Annotated in this window: 16 protein-coding genes; 9 read left to right on the forward strand and 7 right to left on the reverse strand. The window is 66.1% G+C overall.

From position 1 onward, the window contains the following. Window positions 1-47: 47 nt before the first annotated feature. Window positions 48-1,490 (reverse strand): HDOD domain-containing protein, encoded by a 1,443-nt coding sequence (locus C7402_RS34435; RefSeq protein WP_116613825.1) that lies wholly within the window; start codon window positions 1,488-1,490, stop codon window positions 48-50. 48 nt (window positions 1,491-1,538) lie between these two features. Then, window positions 1,539-3,461, reverse strand: a complete 1,923-nt coding sequence (locus C7402_RS34440; RefSeq protein WP_116613756.1) for a putative bifunctional diguanylate cyclase/phosphodiesterase — start codon at window positions 3,459-3,461, stop codon at window positions 1,539-1,541. Window positions 3,462-3,944: 483 nt separating this feature from the next. Here C7402_RS34440 and C7402_RS34445 point away from each other — a divergent pair, with 483 nt between their 5' ends. From C7402_RS34445 to C7402_RS34475, 7 genes are all read left to right on the forward strand, one after another. Continuing rightward, entirely contained in the window at window positions 3,945-5,261 is a 1,317-nt protein-coding gene (locus C7402_RS34445) for an EAL and HDOD domain-containing protein (RefSeq protein WP_244315005.1), read from the forward strand. A gap of 129 nt (window positions 5,262-5,390) precedes the next feature. Beyond that, the gene (locus C7402_RS34450; protein ID WP_116613758.1) at window positions 5,391-5,954 is read left to right on the forward strand and encodes a peroxiredoxin; all 564 of its coding nucleotides are present in this window, start codon (window positions 5,391-5,393) and stop codon (window positions 5,952-5,954) included. A 243-nt stretch (window positions 5,955-6,197) separates the two neighbouring features. Continuing rightward, window positions 6,198-6,665: a hypothetical protein gene (locus C7402_RS34455; protein ID WP_116613759.1), complete on the forward strand. Its 468-nt coding sequence runs from the start codon at window positions 6,198-6,200 to the stop codon at window positions 6,663-6,665. A 203-nt stretch (window positions 6,666-6,868) separates the two neighbouring features. Continuing rightward, a complete protein-coding gene (gene bamE, locus C7402_RS34460) occupies window positions 6,869-7,411 on the forward strand; it encodes an outer membrane protein assembly factor BamE domain-containing protein (RefSeq protein WP_116613760.1) in 543 nt (180 codons plus the stop codon). A gap of 40 nt (window positions 7,412-7,451) precedes the next feature. Then, the gene (locus C7402_RS34465) at window positions 7,452-7,697 is read left to right on the forward strand and encodes a hypothetical protein (RefSeq protein WP_224038639.1); all 246 of its coding nucleotides are present in this window, start codon (window positions 7,452-7,454) and stop codon (window positions 7,695-7,697) included. A gap of 90 nt (window positions 7,698-7,787) precedes the next feature. After that, window positions 7,788-8,267 (forward strand): helix-turn-helix transcriptional regulator, encoded by a 480-nt coding sequence (locus tag C7402_RS34470; RefSeq protein ID WP_116613826.1) that lies wholly within the window; start codon window positions 7,788-7,790, stop codon window positions 8,265-8,267. Then, a complete protein-coding gene (locus tag C7402_RS34475) occupies window positions 8,264-8,935 on the forward strand; it encodes a nucleotidyl transferase AbiEii/AbiGii toxin family protein (RefSeq protein ID WP_112174768.1) in 672 nt (223 codons plus the stop codon). Before C7402_RS34470 ends, C7402_RS34475 begins: the two co-directional genes overlap by 4 nt. Before the next feature lie 43 nt (window positions 8,936-8,978). Here the strand turns inward: C7402_RS34475 and C7402_RS34480 are convergent, their stop codons facing one another. The 4 genes from C7402_RS34480 to C7402_RS34495 form a co-directional block, all read right to left on the reverse strand. Further along, window positions 8,979-12,278, reverse strand: a complete 3,300-nt coding sequence (locus tag C7402_RS34480; protein WP_116613761.1) for an efflux RND transporter permease subunit — start codon at window positions 12,276-12,278, stop codon at window positions 8,979-8,981. Window positions 12,279-12,282: 4 nt separating this feature from the next. Next, window positions 12,283-15,399 carry an MdtB/MuxB family multidrug efflux RND transporter permease subunit gene (locus tag C7402_RS34485; RefSeq protein WP_116613762.1) on the reverse strand — a complete coding sequence of 1,039 codons (3,117 nt, stop codon included), beginning with the start codon at window positions 15,397-15,399 and terminating at the stop codon, window positions 12,283-12,285. A 6-nt stretch (window positions 15,400-15,405) separates the two neighbouring features. Beyond that, window positions 15,406-16,779, reverse strand: coding sequence for an MdtA/MuxA family multidrug efflux RND transporter periplasmic adaptor subunit (locus C7402_RS34490; protein WP_116613763.1), 1,374 nt, complete (start codon window positions 16,777-16,779; stop codon window positions 15,406-15,408). 503 nt (window positions 16,780-17,282) lie between these two features. Further along, window positions 17,283-18,119 carry an IclR family transcriptional regulator gene (locus C7402_RS34495; RefSeq protein WP_116613764.1) on the reverse strand — a complete coding sequence of 279 codons (837 nt, stop codon included), beginning with the start codon at window positions 18,117-18,119 and terminating at the stop codon, window positions 17,283-17,285. 585 nt (window positions 18,120-18,704) lie between these two features. On the opposite strand from C7402_RS34495, the gene C7402_RS34500 reads away from it, so the two are divergent. Then, window positions 18,705-19,622, forward strand: a complete 918-nt coding sequence (locus C7402_RS34500; protein ID WP_116613765.1) for a LysR family transcriptional regulator — start codon at window positions 18,705-18,707, stop codon at window positions 19,620-19,622. A 123-nt stretch (window positions 19,623-19,745) separates the two neighbouring features. Continuing rightward, a complete protein-coding gene (locus C7402_RS34505) occupies window positions 19,746-20,495 on the forward strand; it encodes an SDR family oxidoreductase (protein WP_112174762.1) in 750 nt (249 codons plus the stop codon). A 57-nt stretch (window positions 20,496-20,552) separates the two neighbouring features. Here the strand turns inward: C7402_RS34505 and C7402_RS34510 are convergent, their stop codons facing one another. Beyond that, window positions 20,553-21,755: an ammonium transporter gene (locus C7402_RS34510; RefSeq protein ID WP_116613766.1), complete on the reverse strand. Its 1,203-nt coding sequence runs from the start codon at window positions 21,753-21,755 to the stop codon at window positions 20,553-20,555. Window positions 21,756-22,063 lie beyond the last annotated feature (308 nt).

Consider the following 22,063-nt stretch of genomic DNA (forward strand, 5'->3'; position numbering starts at 1 on the left):
CGGGCTGCTCAGACGGGCTGATCAGGTACCCTAAGCAGCTAGCCTGATCAGACGGTCTGCGGAGTGTGCGCGAAAAAGCGCGAGAGCTGCTGGGCGAGGTCGTTCAGCGCGCTCATCTCTTTCTGCGAGATGCGGCGCGGCTCCTGGCTCACGAGCCAGTCTCCATACATGAGCGCCACGGGCGATTCACCGGCCGCGCCCACGGGCAGCAGCACGAATGCGCGCGCGTCTTCGAAGCTCTCGCGATACCAGGCCGGCAGACGCGCGAGCATTTTCGCGTCGCGCGCGTTCTCGATGAAAATGCCCACCTTGTTCGCAATCGCGAGATGGAACACGTCGGGCTGGAACGCGGCGGAGAACGAGAGCTTGGGCAACACTTCGCCCATATGCGGACCGAAGCCGTGCTGCGCTTCGAACATGTTTGCGCCGCGCCGCACGAACACCACGGAGCGCGCGAAGCCCAGACCCGCGAGCACGGTTTCGGTGGCGAGCGTGAGCGCGGTGCCGAGCGCGCTTTCAGGCGGCAGCGCGCGCAAGTCCTCGACGCCCGCCGCGATGCGCGCCTCGGGGTCGAGCGCCTCACGCGCGATGGCGTCGGCGTTGGCGCGCAACTCGACGATCTCGCGCATCACGCCGTCTTCGGCTTCCTCGCGCGCAAGCGCAAGGCTCATTTGCACGAGCACGTCGGCGTCGATCGAGAGCGCGCGGCCGTAGTGTTGCGCAAGCTCGGCGATATGCGTTTCGCGCATTTCGTCGGAGAGGCCCGTCGTGGTCAGCACGCGCGCCACTTCGGTCGAATAGTTGGTGGTGGCGCGCAGCCACTGCACCTGGCGCGATTCGTTGTCGGCGGGGTCGTACTGGCCCATGCCCGCGCGAATCGTGTCGGGCAGGCGCCAGCGCGAGGCGGCCTCCATGCCCAGTTCCTCGAAGGTCACGCCTAGCACGTCGAGGCAGGCCTCGTCGTCGCTCGCGCCTTCTTCGATCTCGCGGCGAATCTGGTCCCACTCGGGTTCGAGATAGAACACCACGAGCAGCTTGCCTACCTGGCGCATGAGCGTGCAGACCACGGCCTCTTCGCCCGCGCGCAGGTCGCCGTTTTCAGTGAGCTTGCGCGCGACGCAGCCCGAGAGCATCGTGCGGTTCAGTTCGAGCTTGGCGTCGATACGGCGCGGCGCGCTGTGATGGAAGTGATCGACGATCTTCAGGCCGACGACGAGGTGGCCCACGGCGTCCATGCCGAGCACCATCAGCGCGCGCGTGACGGTCGTGATGTTGCCGCCGAACGCCATGTACATGGCCGAATTCGCGAGCCGCAGCACTTTTTGCGTGAGCGCGAAATCCGAGAGCACGACCTTCACGAGCGCGCTGAAATCGTAGTCGTCGTTCGTCATCGCCGCGACCGTGGTGCGCAGCGATTGCGACAGCATGGGGAAGTCGCCGCGTTCATTCATGCGGGCCCATAAGCGGTCGAGCAGGACGGCCTTTACCATCTGAACCATGTCAATTTCGCGAAAGCCCTGCTGTTTGCGGTGCCGGCATCATTGCACCTCGTGCACATGCAATGCGCCCGAAACGAAGCGCTGCTGCAATTCTTCCGAAGGCAGCGCCTTGCAGACGAGCCATCCCTGGATATGCTCGCAACCCATGTTCGTGAGCAGCTCGCGCTGCGCTTCCGTTTCCACGCCCTCGGCCACCAGTTCGAGATCGAGCGTGCGGGCGAGCCCGACCACTGCGTTCACGATCGCCTGATCGTTGCGCGAGGTGATGAGGTTTTCGACGAAGCTGCGGTCGATCTTCAGCTTCGAGAGCGGGAAGCGTTGCAGGTAAGCGAGGCTCGAATAACCTGTGCCGAAGTCGTCCACCGCGAAGCGGATGCCGAGCGACGTGAGCTCCTCGAGCAGCGTCTTCGCGTGCTGCGGGTCGTGCATCAGCAGGCTCTCGGTGATCTCGAACACGAGGCGGCGCGGATCGACTCCGGTGAGCTCGATAGCTTCCTCGACGCTTTCCCTGAAGCGCGGATTGCGGAACTGCTGGGGCGAGACATTGACCGCGACGTACTGTAGCGCGATGCCTTGCTCGTCCCATTGGGTCAGTTGCATGCAGGCAGCCTTCAGAACCCAGTTGCCGAGATAATTAATCAGGCCGACGGATTCCGCAAGGGGAATAAATGTCGAGGGCGGCACGAGCCCGTGCAATGGATGTTGCCAGCGGATCAGCGCTTCCACGCCGACCACGCCGCGCGACGCGCTGCTCGTGATGGGCTGGAAGTGCAGCGAGAACTCGCCGTTGCGCACGCCGTCGTAAAGGTCCGATTCGAGCTTCAGGCGCAGCGCGTCGGTCGGATCGTCGTCGGGCACGTGTAACGTTAGCGTGTTGCCGCCAATGGCTTTGGCCTGCTGGAGCGCCTGATCCGCCCGGCGGATGAGCGGCGTGGTCTCGGCGTTCGCCGCGCCGTTTGCGCTTTCCGGGGCGGCGCCCGGCTGCTGGTCCGGATGAAACGCAATGCCGATGCTCGCCGAGAGATGCACCGGCTGGTTGCGAAACGAGTACGGTTGCAGGATCGACGTGAGCAGGCGCCGGCCCAGCGCCTCGGCGGCGGCGCGCACTTCGTCGGGCGCGGCGTGCCGTTGCGGCGTGATGAGGATCGCGAACTCGTCGCTGCCGATGCGCGCGATCATCTCGCCTTGCAGCGCGAGATGCGAGAGGCGGCGCGCGGTCTCGCGCAGCAGCTCGTCGCCCGCGTCGTAACCCAGTGCGCGGTTCACGCGCTGGTAGTCGTCGAGGTCGAGCAGCAACAGCGCCACCGGCACGCCGAAATGATCGGCGTCGGCCTGGGCGCGCTGGAGCGCGGGGGCGAGCGCGGTCTGGTTGGGCAGGCCCGTGAGCGGGTCGTGATGAAGCGCGTGCGTGAGCGCCGCCTCGGTGCCTTGCCAGGCGGCGACGTCGAAGCCCGCCACCGCGAAGCCCGCCGTCTCGCCGTATTGCGCGCGCTGCACGCGCAGCTCGACGGCGAGCGGGTAGGTGAGCGCCTTGACGAGATCGATGGTGTCCTTCTCCACGGCGCCGCTGTGCGCGGCGCGCGCGAACAGCGCCGAGAGGCGCTCGTGATGCTCGGGCGCGACGATGTCGGCAAGCGTTGCGCCGAGCAGGAACTCGCGGTGGTAACCGGCGAAGCGCAGGCTCGCGTCGGAGACGTAGAGAAAGTGCAGGTGGGCGTCCACATGCGCGAGGAAGTCCACGGCGGCCGCGGTGTTCTCGAACGAGAGCGAGACGGCGTCCGCATAGTCGGGTTCGGCGGCGGCAAGCGAGGCGGGCACGAGCGGCGCGGCGCCCCTGTCGTGCCGCGGCGCGGACAGGGGCGGGTCGCCGGCTTCGCCTTTGAGCCCGGCAAGTGCGCATAGCCGGTCCACGACCGTGCGCAACCAGCCCTGGCGGGGCGCGGTGATCCTGTTCGCTTCCATGTCTGTCGCTGGCAACCCTGTGTTTGTCCCGGGCGTGCCTGCTGCGCTCCCTCGCGTCGCTGAACGCGCGGGGCGCGGCGGCCGGATTTTACCTCCGGCTGAAGCCGCCCATCAGAGCAAGTTATCGACCGTAAGCCGAAAATCTTTAGCGGCCGAGGCGAAAAAACAACCGGCGCAGAAACGTGACGGCAGGCACTGCGGCGGCGTCCGGATTCGGTTAAAGTGGCGCCGGTCGAGACGCCGTTCGCCATGCGCATTGGGTCTGCGCGCGTGAAGCGCCCGTCTTGCCGGCCGCAGGGGCGGTCAGGCTGCATCGCAGGCCATTACAAACACGAGTTATTCGCCATGTCCGATTCATCGTCAGCGTTCGGCGCGCCGGCAAGCGAGGCCGCACCAGGCGATGGGGGCAAGGGCACGCCTGGTTCCGCGCCAACTATGTCGTCAGCTTCACAGCCCGGCCCGCAGCCCGGGTCATCATCCGCTTTGTCGCCTGGTTCGCAGCCCGGTTCACAGCCTGGTTCACAGCCCAAGGCGTCGGGGGCGAGCCCTGCCGCTGCGCAGCCGTTCGTCTATCTCGGCCGGCAGCCCATTCTCGATCGCAACGGCGCGCTGAACGCCTACGAGCTGCTGTTTCGCGGCGGCGTGCAGAACCGCGCGGACGTCGACGATGACGCACTCGCCACGGCCCAGGTGATGACGCGCACCATCGGCCAGCTCGGCGTGCCCGCCGTGCTCGGGCGACACTACGGCTACGTCAACATCAGCCGCGAACTGCTGTTCGACGACATCGTGCATCTGCTGCCGCCGGGCCGCTTCGTGCTGGAGGTGCTCGAGCACGTGCACTTCGACGCCGCCGTGCTGGAGCGTCTCGCGCAGTTGCGCCGCGCCGGCTACCGCATCGCGTTCGACGACGTGTGCGAGGTCACGGAGAACCTGCTGCGCGCGTTGCCTTACGCGGACATCGTCAAGGTCGATCTGATGCAGACCGAGCGCGCCGCGCTGCCCGCGCTCGTCGCGACGCTCGCCACCTACGGCAAGACGCTGATCGCCGAGAAGGTCGAGACGGCCGAGGACTTCGAGCTGGCATCGTCGCTTGGCTTCGAGTTGTTCCAGGGGTATTTCTTCGCGCGCCCGCAGGTATTGCGCGCGCCGCAAGTGCGCGCTTCGCGACTGGCGCTCGTGCGCCTGCTCGCGCTCGTCGCCAACGACGTGGGCACGGCGGAGCTCGAGCGCGAGCTGCGCAGCCACCCGGCCGTCGTCGTGCAACTTTTGCGTCTGGTCAATTCCAGCGCCTACGCGCCGGGTCGGCCCATCTCTTCGCTGCGCGAAGCGGTGCTCGCGGCCGGCACGCGCCAGATCGCGCGTTGGGCGCAATTGCTGCTCTATGCGAGCGGACGCGACCTGCCGTGGGGCTCGGACCCGCTCGTGCAGCTTGCCGGCACGCGCTCGCACTTCATGGAGCTTGCCGCGCGCAGCCTGAAGCCCCAGGACCCCGACTTCGCCGATGCCGCGTTCATGACCGGCATCTTCTCGCTCGTGCACGTGCTGGTGGGATCGACCCCCGCCAACACGCTCGATCGCCTGGGCCTGGCGCGCGAGATCGTGGAGGCCGTGGACGGCTATCGCGGCGAACTGGGCACGCTGCTGCACATCGCGATGGCGGCCGAGCGCGGCGACCACGACGGCGCACAGCACTACGCGAGCGAGGCGGGCGGCATCTTCGCCGCGCTCACGCCGCCGTTGCTCGCCGAGCTGAACCTGTGGGCCGGCGCGTGGTTCACGGCCTACGCGGAAGGCTGAAAGGCGCTTGTAAATCGTTCCGGGCGCTGCTCTGCGGGCACGGGCAGAGTGTGGTCCAATACGGGCATCGCCGGACGCGCGGCCACGATGCTCGCGCCGGCGTGGTGATTCAACTCCAGGACATCCGATATGAAACCGAGGTTCATTGCGGCGGGGGCCGCGGCGCTCGTATGCGCCGGTCTCGCGCTCTTCAGCCTGTCCGCGCAGGCAACGCTCAAACCGGGCGATCCGGCGCCCGACTTCACGACCCAGGCCTCGCTTGGCGGCAAGACCTATACCTATTCGCTCGCCTCCGAGCTGAAGAAGGGGCCGGTGGTGGTGTACTTCTATCCGGCGGCGTTCACGAAAGGCTGCACGATCGAAGCGCACGAATTCGCCGAGGCCGTGGATGAATACAAGAAGTACGGCGCGACCGTGATCGGCGTGTCGCACGACAACATCGACACGCTCACGAAGTTCTCGGTGAGCGAGTGCCGCAGCAAGTTCCCCGTGGCGGCCGATCAGGACTCGAAGATCATCAAGTCGTACGACGCCTCGATGCCGATGCACGAATCGATGGCCAATCGCATTTCGTATGTGATCGCGCCCGACGGCAAGGTCATCTATGAATACACGAGCCTGTCGCCCGACCAGCACGTCGAGAACACGCTGCGTGCCGTGAAGGAATGGGCCGCGCAGCATCCGCAGCAATAAGCGTCGCGAACACGCATCACGAGCGTCATGAAGGCCAGGTCCGCCGCTTGCGCGAGCCTGGCCGCGGTCCGCTTCGGTTCAGCTTCGATTCAGCTTCGATTCCGTTTCGATTCCGCGTCAAATCCGCCTCGCTCCCGCTCCCGCTCCCGCTCCCGCGTTTCGTCCTGGCACGCCCCGCCTGGCCTGCCGACCCCTCGCCCTTCGTCACTGCTTTCGTCACTTGGCCCCGCACGGAATAGCCGCATGCCGATTCTTGTCATCCTTTTTGCGTTCGCCGCGCTCGTCTATGGCGCGTACTGGTCCTTTAACGCCATCGCCGCGCAGTTCGGCCTGGGCGTCGCCGTGGGCGCGGCCGTGCTGGCCGCGGCGCTGTTCGTCGCGCTCGTGGCCTGGTGGTGGCGCCGCCGCCGCGATATCGCGCCCAACCTGCGCGGCGAAGGCGAGTGGACACACCGTGTGGCGGGGGCGTGGGGCGAGGCCCGGCTCGCGGCGGGCAAACGCTTGTGCGAAGTGACGCAGGGCGGCGCGCACGGCGCGTACATCTTCGCGGACCTGCGAGGCGCGCAACCGGGGCGCGATGCCGACGGCTGGCACGTCGCGTTGCGCGTGGCTGACCCGAAGCGCCCGCTCTGGCAGTTGCCGATGCAAAACGAGCGCGAGGCGAAGCGCTGGGCGCGCATTTTCACGCTGGCGATCGCACAGAATCTGTGACGGTCGTGGCGGGCGCCGGGGCGGCATCAAACGACCGGCGTTTGCGCGAGCACAACCCTTGCGCAGGCCAATTGGCCGAACCGGTGGCGTGTGCCCAGGAACGCGGCGGTCGCGCCCATGTCAGATGGCATACTCCTTCGCCATTCGCCGTCGCGCATGCCAATTGCGCACGCCAACCGCACGTTTCACTTCTGTATTTATTCATGTCACGAAAACTTTGCCTCGCACTCGTGCTCGCCGCTGCGAGCGCCGCCCTGCTTGGCGCCTGCGACCAGCAAAAGGTCGCTGACGCGGTCAATGCGATCAAGCCCGATTCGATGGCCTTCGGCGGCCTGCGCATCGGCGTTTCGACCGTCGAGGACGTGCGCCGCCAGGCGGGCAAGCCCGAGATGGTGTGGGAGGACGACGACGGCTCGCAACGCCTCGAATACCCGCGCGGCCCGAACGGCCTCACCACGTGGATGCTCGACTTCGACGCGGACGGCAAGCTCGTCGCGATGACGCAGGCGCTGACCGCGCAGAACATCGCGCAGGTCGCGCCGGGCATGACGCAGGACGAAGTGAGACGCCTGCTCGGCAAGCCGGCGACGGTGGCAAACTATGCGCTGAGCCACGAGGAAGTCTGGAGCTGGCATTGGGCCGAAGGCGGCGTGGCCGGCGACGGCATGTTCAACGCCCATTTTTCACCGGACGGGCTCGTGATCAGGACGTCGCGTTCGGACGCGCCGGGCCACGAGCAGCATTGAGGCCGGCGCGCCCGGGGTGCGAGTCGCGAGGAGGGAACCGATGATGAAACGTATTGCGTTGCTGTGGAACGTGGTGAAGGGCGATGCGCGCGTGCTGTGGCACGCGCTGCGCCAGCCGGAGCGCCCGGTGTGGCTCGTGCCCGCCACGGCGCTGGTCGCGCTCTATGCGCTCGACCCGTTCAATATCGCGATGCCGCTGGCGGGCGTGGTGGACGACGGGATCATCGTGCCGCTGCTGTTGCACGTGATGGTGCGGTGTTTGCCCGCGCATATGCGGCGGGCGTGAGATCGCCATGACGCCGCTGCCGGGCTGACTAGCTTGATGTAAAATATACTTTACATTCAAGGGCCGCCAGGCGGCGCGGTGGAGATCCTCATGCAACTCTACGAAATTGGCCAGGCTATTGCACAGCGGCGCGCCGAGCTCGATCTCACGCAGGCGCAACTGGCGAAGCTCGCCGGCCTGTCACGCGTCACGATCAATCAGCTCGAGGCCGGTAAGGTCAAGGACCTGGGCGCGAACAAGCTCATTGGCTTGCTGGGCGTGCTGGGTCTCGAACTGGCGGCCGCGCCCCGGCCGGAGCAAAGAGGGCTCTACAAGGCGACGGTGAGTGCGAACGTCAGCTACAAAGGGCATCTCACGGAGCGAGCGCTTGCCAGGGCGCTTGCGACCGGCAGGATTCCTGAGGGTTGTGAGTCGCAGATCTCCACGATCCTCGACGAAGTGCCCGTGCCCGTTGTCGTCAAGGCGGTGGAGGAAGTGTCTAGAAGCTCGGGCACGCCACCCAGAACGATCTGGAAGAATCTCGCGGCCTGGTCAAAGGATCTGCACCTGTACCGGGAAGTCTGGGTATGAGCGCGCCTTCGCCGTTGCCCGGCGGCGAGTGGCGGAGTCTTTTCCGGCATGCGCTTACGCTGATCGATGAGATCCGTGTACACGGCACGGCCACGCCGTTCTGGACCTTTGGCGGCGGCACGGTGCTCATGTTGCGTTACGGCCACCGCATGAGCCGGGACATCGATATCTTCGTTCCGAATCCGCAGTACCTCGGCTACGTCAATCCGCGCATCAGCGAGGCGGCGTCCGACATCACGAACGACTACGAGGAACACGCCGGATTTGTGAAGCTGCTCCTACCCGAAGGCGAAATCGACTTCGTCGTGTCGCAGAATTTGACCGAACCAGGCTACGACGAGTGGCTGCTGATGGGCGAGACGGTAAGGGTCGAGACCGCAGCGGAGATCGTCGCCAAGAAGATGTGGCACCGAGGCGATCGCCCGGCGGCGCGCGACCTGTTCGATTTGAGCCTCGTGATAGAAAAGGACCCGGACGGGTTGATCGCAGCGGGAGCGTACCTCGTCCGGCATCGAGACGCGTTTCTGCGACTTCTGGTTGAGCGTCGAGCGTATCTTGCGGCGAGGTTCAACGATATCCAGACGCTTGGCTATACCCCGTCATTTGACCACTGTGCGGCCCTGGCGCGGGAATTTCTGACCGCGATAAGCGCAAAAAAAAGCGGCTGAAGCCACGCTTCAGCCGCATTCGGAGCACGCTCACGCGTGTCGCTTATTCCACCGTCGCCGCCGCCGCACCGCGCCCGCGTTTCGCATCCCACCACACGCGCAGCCGGTCCATATACAGATACACCACCGGCGTCGTATACAGCGTGAGCATCTGGCTCACGATCAGCCCACCCACGATGGAAATGCCGAGCGGCGCGCGCAGCTCTGCGCCTTCGCCGCGTCCGAACGCGAGCGGCAGCGCGCCGAGCAGGGCCGCGCAGGTCGTCATCATGATCGGCCGGAACCGCAGGAGACACGCCTGGCGGATCGCATCGTGCGAACTCAGGCCCTCGCGCGACGCCTGAATCGCGAAGTCCACCATCATGATCGCGTTCTTCTTCACGATACCGATCAGCAGAATCACCCCGATCAACGCGATGATGCTGAACTCCGTCTTGAAGAGCAGCAGCGCGAGCAGGGCGCCCACGCCCGCCGAGGGCAGCGTGGAGAGAATCGTGAGCGGATGGATATAGCTCTCGTACAGAATGCCCAGCACGATATACACCGCCGCGAGCGCCGCGAGAATCAGGAGCGGCTGGTTGTCGAGCGACTGCTGGAATGCCTGTGCCGTGCCCTGGAAGCTGCCGTGGATCGTCGCGGGCATGCCGATCTGACCCATCGTGTCGTAGATCGCCTGGGTGGCGTCGGAGAGCGATTTGCCGGGCGGCAGGTTGAACGAGATCGTCGAAGCGACGAACTGGCTCTGGTGATTGACCGAAAGCGGCGTCGTGCCGGGGCCGAACGAAGCAATCGCCGAGAGCGGCACCATCGTTTCCTTCGACGTCGACACAGCCGCGCCCGAGGAGGCGCTCGATTTGCCGCTCGCCGCGAGCGAGTTGGTCGCGAGGTTGCGTGCGGAATCGGCCGCGATGGCCGCGGCGCTTGACGCGGTGGTCGCGCCCGTGCCGCCCGTCGAAGCCGTGGTCGGCCCGGTCACGGTGCCCGCCGTCGCGTTCGTGCTCTGCGCGCCGCTCGCCGTGCCGCCCGAGGTGCTCACCCAGATTTCGTTGAGCATGGTCGGGCTCTGCCAGTACTTCGGCGCGACTTCCATCACCACGTGGTACTGGTTGAGCGGGTTGTAGATCGTCGAGACCTGGCGCTGGCCGAACGCGTCGTAAAGCGTGTTGTCGATCTGCGAGGGCGTGATTTTCAGCCGCGCGGCGCTCGCGCGGTCGATGTTGATCATCGCTTCCAGGCCGCCTTGTTGCTGGTCCGAATTCACGTCCGTGAGTTCGGGGCGCGCCTGGAGCGCTTCCGTGAGCTTGGGCCCCCACTTGTAGAGGTCGGTGGTGTTGTCGGCGAGCAGCGTGAACTGATACTGCGCGTTCGACTGCCGGCCGCCCACGCGGATGTCCTGCACCGCTTGCAGGAAGGTGCGCGCGCCCGCCACGTTCGAGAGCGGCCCGCGCAGTTGCGCGATCACTTCATCGGCGGAAAGCTTGCGCTCGCTCTTGGGCTTGAGCGAGACGAACATGAAGCCGGCATTGGTCGCGCGACCGCCCGAAAAGCCCGCGACCGATTCGACGGCCGGGTTCGCCTGGACAATACGCATCATCTCGGCGAACTTCACCTTCATCGCCTGGAACGAGGTGGCCTGGTCGGCCTGGATGCCGCCGATCAGGCGCCCCGTGTCCTGTTGCGGGAAGAAGCCCTTGGGCACGACCACGTAGAGCGCGACGTTCAGCGCGATGGTCGCGACGAGCGTGAGCAGGATGATGAACGGATGCGCGAGCGCCCAGCCGAGCGTGCGCTCGTAGCCGCCCTGCATGCGCATGAAGCCGCGTTCGAGCCACTGCGCGAAACGGCCTTCTTCCTTCTTCTCGTGCGCCTCTTCGAGCAGGCGCGAGCACATCATCGGCGTGAGCGTGAGCGAAACAGCGAGCGACACCGCAATGGCGAGCGAAAGCGTGAGCGCGAACTCGCGGAACAGGCGTCCGACAATGCCGCCCATCAGCAAAATGGGCAGGAACACGGCGACGAGCGACACGCTGATCGAGAGCACCGTGAAGCCCACTTCGCGCGCGCCGAGCAGGGCCGCCTTCATGCGCGGCACGCCGTTTTCGATATGCCGCGAGATGTTTTCCAGCACGACGATGGCGTCGTCCACGACGAAGCCCGTCGCGATGGTGAGCGCCATGAGCGAGAGGTTGTCGAGCGAGAAGCCCATCAGATACATGGCCGCGAAGGTGCCGATGATCGAGATGGGCACGGCCACGCTCGGGATGAGCGTCGCGCGCCAGTTGCGCAGGAACAGGAACACCACCATCACCACGAGCGCCACGGCGATGATGAGCGTGTGCTCGGTGTCCTTGAGCGACGAGCGGATCGTGACGGAGCGGTCGGAGGTGGGGATCACTTCGACGTCGGCCGGCAGCGACGCTTTCAACTGCGGCAGCATCGCGATCACGCGGTCCACCGTCTCGATGATGTTCGCGCCCGGCTGGCGGTAAAGGATCACGAGCACCGAACGCTTGCCGTTGGCGAGACCGATGTTGCGCAGGTCCTCCACCGAATCGACCACTTCGCCCACGTCCGAGAGCTTCACGCCCGCGCCGTTGCGGTACGCGATCACGAGATCCTTGTACTGGCTCGCCTTGCTCGCCTGGTCGTTGGTATAGAGCTGGAAGCGCTGCGGGCCGAACTCGATGTCGCCCTTCGGGCTGTTCGCATTGGCCGAGGCGAGCGCCGCGCGCACGTCTTCCAGGCCGATGCCGTAGTGAAAGAGCGCGTGCGGTTCCAGCTCGACGCGCACGGCCGGGTTCGCCGAGCCGCTCACGTCGACTTCGCCCACGCCGTCCACCTGCGAGAGCGACTGTTGCAGCACCGTGGCCGCCGAGTCGTAGAGCTGGCCCGCCGACAGCGTGGGCGAGGTGAGCGCGAGAATCAGAATCGGCGCGTCGGCGGGATTGACCTTGTGGTAGGTCGGGTTCTGCCGCAGGCTCGTCGGCAAGTCGGCGCGCGCGGCGTTGATCGCCGCCTGCACGTCGCGCGCGGCGCCGTCGATGTCGCGGTTCAGGCCGAACTGCAACGTGATGCGCGTGCTGCCCACGGAGCTTTGCGAGGTCATCTCGCTCACGTCGGCGATCGACCCCAGGTGCCGCTCCAGCGGGCTCGCCACGCTGGTCGCCACGGTTTCCGGGCTCGCGCCCGGCAAGGTGGCCTGCACGGAGATGGTCGGGAAGTCCACTTGCGGCAGCGGTGCGACCGGCAGCTTCGTGAACGCGAAGAGGCCGGCCAGCGCGATGCCGACGGCGAGCAGCGTGGTGGCGACAGGGCGCGAGATGAACGGGCGCGAGAGATTCATCGCGTCAGCGCTCCGTGGACGAGGCGCCGGATGCGCCGCCGCCAAAGCGTTGCCGCAAGCGCTGCGCCAGCGAATCGAACGCGAGATAGATCACAGGCGTCGTGAAGAGCGTGAGCGCCTGGCTCACGATCAGGCCGCCCGCGATCGCGATGCCGAGCGGCCGGCGCAGCTCGCTGCCCGCGCCGGTGCCGAGCATCAGCGGCAGCGCGCCGAGCAGCGCCGCCATCGTCGTCATCATGATCGGACGAAAACGCAAGAGACACGCCTGGTAGATCGCCTCGCGCGGCGGCTTGCCTTCCTGGCGTTCGGCTTCGAGCGCGAAGTCGATCATCATGATGGCGTTCTTCTTCACGATGCCGATCAGCAGCACGATGCCGATGATGCCGATGATGTCGAGATCGTGTCCGGTCATGATGAGCGCGAGCAGCGCGCCGATCCCGGCCGAAGGCAGCGTGGAGAGAATCGTGATGGGATGCACGAAGCTCTCGTACAGCACGCCGAGCACGATATACATCGTGACGATGGCCGCGAGGATCAGGAACAGCTCGTTGGAGAGCGACGCCTGGAACGCGAGCGCCGCGCCCTGGAAGCGCGTCTGGAACGAGCCCGGCAAGCCGATGTCTTTCTCCGCCTGCTGGATCGCCTTCACCGCCGCGCCGAGCGACGAGCCCGCAGCCAGGTTGAACGACACCGTCGTGGCCGGGAACTGCGAGAGATGCGAGACGAGCAGCGGCGAGGGGCGTTCGTGGAACTTCGCGATGGCGGAAAGCGGCACCTGGCCCGTGGTCGAAGTCGAGGAGGGCAGGTAGATCGAGTTCAGCGCATCGGTGTAGTGCTGGAGCACCGGGTCGGCTTCGAGAATCACACGGTACTGGTTCGACTGCGTGAAAATCGTCGAGATGATGCGCTGGCCGTAGGCGTCGTAAAGCGCGTTGTCCACCGTTGCGGGCGTGATGCCGTAGCGCGCCGCGCTCGCGCGGTCGATCTCGATGAACACGGAGCTGCCCTGGTCCTGGAGATCGGTCGCGACATCGGCGAGTTCGGGCAGCTGCTGCAAACGCTGCACGAGCTTGGGCACCCAGGTCGTGAAGTCCTGGATGTTCGGCGTGGTCAGCATGAACTGGTATTGCGTGGGGCTGACCGTCGAGTCGATCGTCAGGTCCTGCACCGGCTGCATGTAGAGCGTCGCGCCCGGCACGTGGGCCACGCTCTTTTGCAGGTCGCGAATGATCTCGCTCGCCGTTTCGCTGCGGTCGTCGCGCGGCTTCAGGTCGATGAGCATGCGCCCGCTGTTGAGCGTGATGTTGGTGCCATCCACGCCGATGAACGACGTGAGGCTTTCGACGTTCTCGTTCTTGAGGATCTCCGCGGCGAGCGCCTGCTGGCGTTCGGCCATCGACGCATAGGACACCGACTGCGGCATCTGCGTGATGGCCTGGATCACGCCCGTGTCCTGCACGGGGAAGAAGCCCTTGGGCACGACCACGTAAAGAAAGCCGGTGAGCGCGAGCGTGATAAGGAACACGATCATCGTGAGGCGCTGGCGCTCGAGCACCCATTCGAGCGCCACGCCATAGCGGCCAATGATGTAATCGAAGAACGCGTGCACGCGCGCCTCGAAGCGGTGGCTTTCGGGCGGCGGCGTGTGGCGCAGCATCTTCGCGCACATCATCGGCACGAGCGTGAGCGAGACCACGGCCGAGATCACGATCGTCACCGCGAGCGTGATGGCGAATTCGTGAAAGAGGCGGCCCACCACGTCGCCCATGAAGAGCAGCGGAATCAGCACCGCGATGAGCGACACCGTGAGCGAGATGATGGTGAAGCCGATCTGTTTCGAGCCCTTCAAGGCCGCTTCGAGCGGCGTTTCGCCATCCTCGACATAGCGCGCGATGTTCTCGATCATGACGATGGCGTCGTCCACCACGAAGCCTGTCGCGATGGTGAGCGCCATGAGCGAGAGGTTGTCGAGCGAGAAGCCGCACAGGTACATGACCGCGAGCGTGCCGATGAGCGAGAGCGGCACGGACAGGCTGGGGATGATCGTGGCGTAGATGTTCGCGAGGAACAGGTACATCACGAGCACCACGAGCACCACCGACATCAGCAGCTCGAACTGCACGTCGCGCACCGAGGCGCGGATCGTGGTGGTGCGGTCGGTGACGATCTGCACGTCGAGCGAGGAGGGCAGCGATTCCTGCAACTGCGGCAAGATCGCCTTGATGTTGTCGACCACCTGGATCACGTTCGCGCCCGGCTGGCGCTGCACGTTCAGGATGATCGCGGGCGTGCCGTCCGCCCACGCGCCGAGCTTGGTGTTCTCCGCGCCCTGCACGATGTTCGCGACATCCGTGAGCATGACGGGGCGGCCGTTGCGGTACGCGATCACGGCGTCCTTGTACGCGTCGGCGTCGGTCAACTGGTCGTTCGCGTTGATCGTGTAAGCGCGCGTGGGGCCATCGAAGTTGCCCTTCGGCGTGTTGACGTTCAGGTTCGAGATGCTCGTGCGCAGGTCGTCCAGATTCAGGCCGTAGGCCGCGAGCGCGCGCGGATTCGCCTGAATGCGCACGGCGGGGCGCTGGCCGCCCGACAGGCTCACGAGGCCCACGCCCGCCACTTGCGAGATTTTCTGCGCGAGGCGCGTATCGGCGAGATCCTGGATCTGCGTGAGCGGCAGCGTTTTCGAGGTGATCGCGAGCGTGAGGATCGGCGCGTCGGCGGGGTTCACCTTCGCGTAGATCGGCGGCGCGGGCAGGTCCGAGGGCAGCAGGTTGCCGGCCGCGTTGATGGCGGCCTGCACTTCCTGCTCGGCCACGTCGAGCGGCAGGTCGAGGCTGAACTGCAAGGTGATGACCGAGGAGCCCGCCGAGCTTTGCGACGACATCTGGTTGAGCGACGGCATCTGCCCGAACTGGCGCTCAAGCGGCGCCGTGACCGAGGACGTCATCACATCCGGGCTCGCGCCCGGATAGAAGGTCTGCACCTGGATGGTCGGGTAGTCGACTTCAGGCAGGGCGGAGAGCGGCAGGAAGCGCAGCGCGACGAGACCGACCAGCATGATCGCCGCCATGAGCAGCGCCGTGCCGACCGGCCGCAGGATAAAGGCGCGGGATGGATTCATGCTGGCTTACTGGGCTTGCGTCTGCGAGGCGTGGCGGCGGCCATGATGCGCGCCCGAGGCGGCGCCGGCCCACGATGCGCCCTTCGCACCGGATGCGCCCGATGCTCCCGATGCCCCCTTCGCGTGCTGAGGATGCTCGGCGGGAATCGTGATCTTCGCGCCTTCGCGCAGGCGGTCCGAGCCGTCGGTCACCACGCGCTCGCCCACGGCGAGTCCCGAGGCGATGCTGGTGCGCTCGGCGTCCACGGGGCCGACCTTCACGAGCCGCACGGTCACGGTGTTGTCGGGTTTCGCGACATAGACGTACTGCCCTTGCGAGCCGTTGAGGACGGCCGAAGTGGGCACGATCACGGCGTTGTGGAGCGTATCGACGAGCAGGCGCGCGTTGACGAACTGGTTCGGGAAGAGCATCTGCTCGTGGTTCGTGAAGCTCGCGCGCAGTTTGACGGTGCCGGTCGTGGTGTCGATCTGGTTGTCGATGGTCTGGAGCGACCCGCCTTCCAGCATCGTGGTGTTGCTGCGGTCGTAGGCCGTGACCGACATCTTCGTGCCCGCGCGCAACTGTTTCATGATGGAGGGCAGGTTGTCCTCCGAGGTCGTGAAGATCACGCTGATCGGTTCGAGCTGCGTGAGCACGACAAGGCCGTTGGTGTCGCCCGGCGTCACGTAGTTGCCCGGATCGACCTGGCGCAGGCCCACGCGGCCCGACACGGGCGCGGTGATGCGCGCGTAGGTGAGGTCGAGCTTGTAGGTGTCGACGTTGGCCTGATCGGACTTGACGGTGCCCTCGTACTGCTTGACGAGCGACGCCTGGGTGTCGACCTGCTGGCTCGCGATCGAGTCCTGCGAGAGCAGCGTCTGGTAGCGCTTGAGGTCGAGGCGGGCGGTGGCGAGCAGCGCCTGGTCGCGCGCGAGCTGGCCTTCGGCGTTGGCGAGCGAGATCTGGTACGGGCGCGGGTCGATCTGGGCGAGCACGTCGCCCTTGTTCACCATCTGGCCTTCCTGGAAGTATACGTTCTGGAGCGTGCCGGAAAGTTGCGTGCGCACCGTGATGTCTGCGAGCGGCGTGACCGTGCCGAGCGCGGTGATGACGATGGGCATGTCGCCGGCCTTCGCCGTGGCCACGCTCACCGGCTGGGGCATGTTGGCCATCGCGCCCGGGCCGCCGTGGCGCATGCGCGCACCGGCCGCCGGTGCTGCGTTGCCGCCCGAAAGCGCCTTGTTCCACGGTTGCCAGCGTGCCAGCACGATGCCGGCGATCACGATCACGACGCCGAGCGCGATGAACTTGCCCTTGCCGCGCCTGGCGGCGACCGGAGCGGGGGACTGCGGCTTCGTATCTCTACGGGAGGAATCCGGGCGCTTTTCTTGTTGATCCATCGGTCAGGTCGGTAACGGGTTCTCGTGGGCTCTCGTGTGAGCGGATTATGTGTCGCGGGCGGCGAGGCGCACGCACGGGGCGGCGCACTCGCGCCGCACGAGCGCCGATGCTACGTGGATGGCGCGCAAGCTTGATGTCAGGCGCCGTGGCGGGCTGGCCGGGGCCGCGCCATGGGGTCACGGGCGGTGTGCGGCTGGCTGGCGTGTGGGCGCAACAGGCGCACCGGACGCTGCGGGCGCGGCCAGGTGAGCCGTGCGTCCCGTCCGTTCGCACGGTGTGCCATGCAGGCGCCGAGCCGGCAGCCTCGGCGCGAGCCGCGTGCGATTGCGCCCTGGGCCTGCTCCAGGCCCGGTTTCGCGCAGGCGAGCCCTGACGGCCCTTGCCGCCAAAAAGCATGATGCTACGTTGCCCCCTCCGTTACAGTCCAGCGGCGTTTCTTTCAGGACGTTACGGTCGTTACACCTGCTGATGGTTTTCTGTAAGGCGAAGGGGCGGTGGGCGCTCAGGATCCGATGGGCAGGCGCTGCGCGCCGCCGATTTCCTCGACGACGCGCGCGACGCATTCGCGCATCAGCGGCACGACGTGGGCGACGAGCCATTCGCGCGGGCATTGCTGCGCGGCGCCGCCGCAGTTGATCGCGTAGATCTCGCCATTGGGTCCGGCGAACGCGGTGGCGATGGCGTTCAGGCCGTCGTACCACTCGCCGATCGCGAGCCCGTAGCCCTGTGCCGAGGTCTCGGAGATCGCGGCGTCAAGCCGGCTGCCGACGAACCCCCAGTCGTTGCCGGTCGAGGCCCGCAGCGCTGCGGTGAGTTCGGTGCGCGCATCGGGGTGGAGCGCGGAGAGATAGGCGCGGCCCACCGCGGTGCGCGCCATGTCGATGCGCGAGCCGACTTCGAGGCGCGTGACGAGCACCGCCGTACGGGGGCGGATCGCGTCGATCACCACCATATCGAGGCGGTCGCGCACCGTGAGGTGCACCGAGAGGGCGGTGCGTTCGGCAAGCTGGGTGAGGAACGGCCGCGCGCGGCTGCGGATGTCGGAGTTGCGCAGGAATCCGTTGGAGAGCTCCAGCACCGACGAGGTGAGCACGAAGCGCTCGCTGTCGGGCAGCCGCGCGAGAAAGCCGGTGCTCACGAGTGTGCCCGTGAGGCGCGACAGCGTGGGCTTCGGAATGCCCGTCAGTTCGGTCAGCTCGCGATTGCTCAGCGGCGCGTCGGCGGCCGCGACACAGCGCAGGACGGCGAGGCCACGCGCGAGCGCGGTGACTTCGTCGGCGGCGCCGTCTTTTTCGCGGGGCGCTTCGTTGTTGCCGCTCGGTTCGGGTGGGTTGGTCATCGGCGAAGGATTTTTCCGAAACAGGATTTCAGATTCTGGTTCTGCGTAGGTTTCGTGCCGGTTACTTTCTGGCAACGCCAGACTTGGCGGGCAGGTGTTACATGGCGCGAGTTTTTGCGTGTGATCGATATCGCATTCCCAAAATTGGGGCACATATCGGCAAGCGATTGTAATGGATGCGAGATGCTTGATGATTCGCGTATTTTGGCGAGATTTTGCTTGACTTAGTCAGCATGCAGGTAAAAAATGGAATCTCATTTCGGTAAAGTGCTGAAACGCCGCTTAACCCCGTATAACTTGCGGGGTTTTAATATGCCCGGAACTATGCATTACGCATATTTTTCCGGTGGTTTCCCCGGTAATGCTCCCGGCAGTGCGGCGCTCGCCAGCCGAATATCGTCTCTCAGGTTCTAGCACGGCCCTCGGAATGGCTAGAACTTTTCAAGGCGCCACGTGCAAGCGTGGCGCTTTTTTTTGCCTGCTTTTTCACGCAGCGTCGGTGGCTTTCGCCACGCTCGCGCTTCGAACGCTCCAGTCTTCGCAACTGCCGTACCATCGCACCATACCCGTTCGATGGAGTGGCACATGCTTTCCGAAGACGAACTCGCCTTGCTCGACGCGATTCGCGAAACCGGTAGCCTCACGCGTGCCGCCGTGCGCCTGAACAAGGCGCCTTCCACGGTGTCGCACGCCGCACGGCAACTCGAAGCGCGCTTCGACGCGCTGCTCTTCGACCGCCGGCGCTATCGCCTGCAACTCACGCCGGCCGGGCATCTGCTTGCCGAGGAAGCGGGACGTCTGATGCAGGACGTCGCACGCATGACGCAGCGCGTGCGGCAGATCGCGAACGGGTGGGAAGACCGCCTGTGGATCGTCACCGACGAGATTCTCGAATTCGAACTGCTGATGCCGCTGATTCGCGACTTCGACGCCTTGCAGTCCGGCGTCCGGCTGCGCTTCACGCACGAGGTGCTCTCGGGCACGTGGGAGGCGCTGCGCGACGGGCGCGCCGATCTGATCATCGGTGCGACCAACGAGCCGCCCGCGATCGACGGCCTTCACTGGTTCGAGCTGGGCGTGATGGAGTGGGTGTTCGCGGTGTCGCCGCGCCACCGGCTTGCGCGCGAAAATGCGCCGCTCTCGCGCGAGCGTATGCTTGCCGAGCGCGGCGTGGCGGTCGGCGACTCGGCGCGTCTCGCGCCGGGGCGCGCCTACGGGCTGCTGGGCGGTCAGGACGTGCTGGCGGTGCCGTCGATGCGCGCCAAGATCCTCGCGCAGCGAGACGGCCTGGGCGTGGGCTGGGTGCCGCGCCTGCGCGCCGCGAAGCTGATCGAGCGCGGCGAACTGGTCGAGAAGCCCACGGTGGCCGCGCGCGAGCCCAACGTGCTTTACGTGGCGTGGCGCGGGGAACAGCCGGGGCGGGCGCAGCAATGGTGGCTCGACCGGCTGCGCGAACCGCGGCTGGCGAAACGTCTTGTGGAAGGCATCGCGGTCACGGGCTGACGCGCCACGACGTTCGATGCTTTCGAACGTTTGCGCCAGGGTCATCGCACGGCAGACGAGGCCGCTCGCGGCACCATAGCGTCACGGTCGCAGTTCGGACCCACCCCTTCAAGGAGAAACGTCATGAACCGCTTTGCAAACAAAACTGTCCTCGTCACCGGCGGCACCAGCGGCATTGGCCTCGCGGCCGCGCAAGCCTATGCGGCCGAAGGCGCGCATGTCATCGTCACGGGCCGCGACGAAGCCGGGCTCGAAGCCGCTCGCGCAGCACTCGGCCCGAACTCGCACGCCTGGCGCAACGACGCCGCCTCGATCACCGGCGCGCGCGAACTGGCCGCCGCCGTGCGCGACGCGGGCCTGCGCCTCGACGCCGTATTCATCAACGCGGGCGTGGCGAAGCTCGCGCCGTTCGAGCAAGTGGACGAAGCGCTCTGGGACGTCACCTTCGACACCAACGTGAAGGGCGCGTACTTCCAGATTCAGGCGCTCCTGCCGGTGCTCAACGATGGCGCGGCCATCGTGCTCAACGGCTCGATCAACGCGCATATCGGCATGCCGACGTCGTCGGTCTACGCGGCGAGCAAGGCCGCGCTGATTTCGTTCGCCAAGACGCTCTCGGCCGAACTGCTGCCGCGCGGCATTCGCGTGAACGTGGTGAGCCCCGGGCCCGTGAAGACGCCGCTCTACAACAAGTTCGGCATGGATGCCGCCGCGCTTGCGGCGGCCGAGGAATCGATCCGCGCGCTGGTGCCGCTCAAGCGCTTCGCGACCGTGGAGGAAATCGCCTCGACGGTGCTGCATCTGAGCGCGGCGGAGTCGGCTTTCATGATCGGCACCGAAGTGATCGTTGCCGGCGGAATGGGCCAGCTTTGATGGGCCGCTGATGTCGGGCAGCGCGGGCGGCAGGGCGCCGCCCGCGTGGATGCAGCGTCAGGAGACCGTTTCGCGCTCGGGCGTGGCCGTGATCTTGTGGATCGACAGATCGGTGCCGTTGAACTCCTGTTCCTGATCGATGCGCAAGCCCACGAACTTGCGCAGCAGGCCGTACACCAGCAGGCCGCCGAGGAAGGCGATCACGATGCCCGCGAGCGTGCCGACGATCTGCGCGCCGAGCGACACGCCGCCGATCCCGCCAAGCCAGTGCTGGCCGAAAATGCCGGCCGCAATCCCGCCCCATGCGCCGCACAGCCCGTGCAGCGGCCACACGCCGAGCACGTCGTCGATGCGCCAGCGGTTCTGCACGCAGGTGAACATAGAGACGAACAGTGCGCCGGCGACCGCCCCCGTCACGAGTGCGCCGAGCGGATGCATGATGTCCGATCCCGCGCACACGGCCACGAGCCCCGCGAGCGGCCCGTTGTAGGTGAAGCCCGGGTCGTTGCGGCCCGCGAACCAGGCCGCGAGCGTGCCGCCCACCATCGCCATGAGCGAGTTGACGGCGACGAGGCCGCTGATCTTGTCGATGGTCTGCGCGCTCATCACGTTAAAGCCGAACCAGCCCACCGCGAGCACCCACGCACCCAGTGCGAGAAACGGGATGTTCGAGGGGGGATGCGCGGCAATGCGGCCGTCGCGCGTATAGCGGCCGTGGCGCGGTCCGAGCAGCAGCACGGCCGGCAATGCGATCCAGCCGCCAAACGCGTGCACGACCACGGAGCCCGCGAAGTCATGGAACGGTACGCCGAACACGTGCGTCATCGCATCTTCGAAACCGAGGCGGTTGTTCCATACCATGCCCTCGAAAAACGGGTAGATGAAACCGACGATCACGAAGGTTGCGAACAGTTGCGGATTGAATTTCGAGCGCTCCGCAATCCCGCCCGACACGATGGCCGGAATGGCCGCCGCGAAGGTGAGCAGGAAGAAGAAGCGCACGAGCGAGTAGCCGTTGTGCTCGGCGAGCACGTCGGCGTGCGAGAAGAACTGCACGCCGTAGGCGAGCGTATAGCCGATGAAGAAGTACGCGATCGTCGAAATCGAAAAATCGACGAGGATCTTCACGAGCGCGTTGACCTGGTTCTTCTTGCGCACGGTGCCGAGTTCGAGAAACGCGAACCCCGCGTGCATGGCGAGCACCATGGCTGCGCCGAGCAGCAGAAACAGCGTGTCAGTGCCGGTCTTGAGATTGTCCATCTGGCTTGCCCAGTTTGCCCAAAATGGGCGCATAGTCAGCAAGATGCGGGCCAGCTTCAGCGCCAAACTGGTGAACGAGCGTAAGAAAACGCGTTAAGCCGGTGCGGACGTGCACCGAAGCGGGAAAAAGTGCCGTGCGAGGTCTGCAAACCTGGTGCCCGGCCACGTCTCACATGCACCACGGCGCGGCACTCTTTCTGGGCGTGCGCGCAAAGGTGGGGAAATGGCGCGCCAGAATAGGGCGATAAATTCGAATTTCCTTTCTTTATCAAGGTGTTGTCGGCTATTCGAAAACTTCTGTTGGGCAA

The sequence above is a fragment of the Paraburkholderia unamae genome (assembly GCF_003096875.1).
Taxonomy (GTDB): Bacteria; Pseudomonadota; Gammaproteobacteria; order Burkholderiales; family Burkholderiaceae; genus Paraburkholderia; species Paraburkholderia unamae.

Excerpts from the sequence above, each read along its gene's own strand:
- C7402_RS34435 (WP_116613825.1), bottom strand. The coding sequence starts at position 1,490 with ATGGTAAAGGCCGTCCTGCTCGACCGCTTATGGGCCCGCATGAATGAA.
- C7402_RS34440 (WP_116613756.1), bottom strand. The coding sequence starts at position 3,461 with ATGGAAGCGAACAGGATCACCGCGCCCCGCCAGGGCTGGTTGCGCACG.
- C7402_RS34450 (WP_116613758.1), top strand. The coding sequence starts at position 5,391 with ATGAAACCGAGGTTCATTGCGGCGGGGGCCGCGGCGCTCGTATGCGCC.
- C7402_RS34455 (WP_116613759.1), top strand. The coding sequence starts at position 6,198 with ATGCCGATTCTTGTCATCCTTTTTGCGTTCGCCGCGCTCGTCTATGGC.
- bamE (WP_116613760.1), top strand. The coding sequence starts at position 6,869 with ATGTCACGAAAACTTTGCCTCGCACTCGTGCTCGCCGCTGCGAGCGCC.
- C7402_RS34465 (WP_224038639.1), top strand. The coding sequence starts at position 7,452 with ATGATGAAACGTATTGCGTTGCTGTGGAACGTGGTGAAGGGCGATGCG.
- C7402_RS34470 (WP_116613826.1), top strand. The coding sequence starts at position 7,788 with ATGCAACTCTACGAAATTGGCCAGGCTATTGCACAGCGGCGCGCCGAG.
- C7402_RS34475 (WP_112174768.1), top strand. The coding sequence starts at position 8,264 with ATGAGCGCGCCTTCGCCGTTGCCCGGCGGCGAGTGGCGGAGTCTTTTC.
- C7402_RS34480 (WP_116613761.1), bottom strand. The coding sequence starts at position 12,278 with ATGAATCTCTCGCGCCCGTTCATCTCGCGCCCTGTCGCCACCACGCTG.
- C7402_RS34485 (WP_116613762.1), bottom strand. The coding sequence starts at position 15,399 with ATGAATCCATCCCGCGCCTTTATCCTGCGGCCGGTCGGCACGGCGCTG.
- C7402_RS34490 (WP_116613763.1), bottom strand. The coding sequence starts at position 16,779 with ATGGATCAACAAGAAAAGCGCCCGGATTCCTCCCGTAGAGATACGAAG.
- C7402_RS34495 (WP_116613764.1), bottom strand. The coding sequence starts at position 18,119 with ATGACCAACCCACCCGAACCGAGCGGCAACAACGAAGCGCCCCGCGAA.
- C7402_RS34500 (WP_116613765.1), top strand. The coding sequence starts at position 18,705 with ATGCTTTCCGAAGACGAACTCGCCTTGCTCGACGCGATTCGCGAAACC.
- C7402_RS34505 (WP_112174762.1), top strand. The coding sequence starts at position 19,746 with ATGAACCGCTTTGCAAACAAAACTGTCCTCGTCACCGGCGGCACCAGC.
- C7402_RS34510 (WP_116613766.1), bottom strand. The coding sequence starts at position 21,755 with ATGGACAATCTCAAGACCGGCACTGACACGCTGTTTCTGCTGCTCGGC.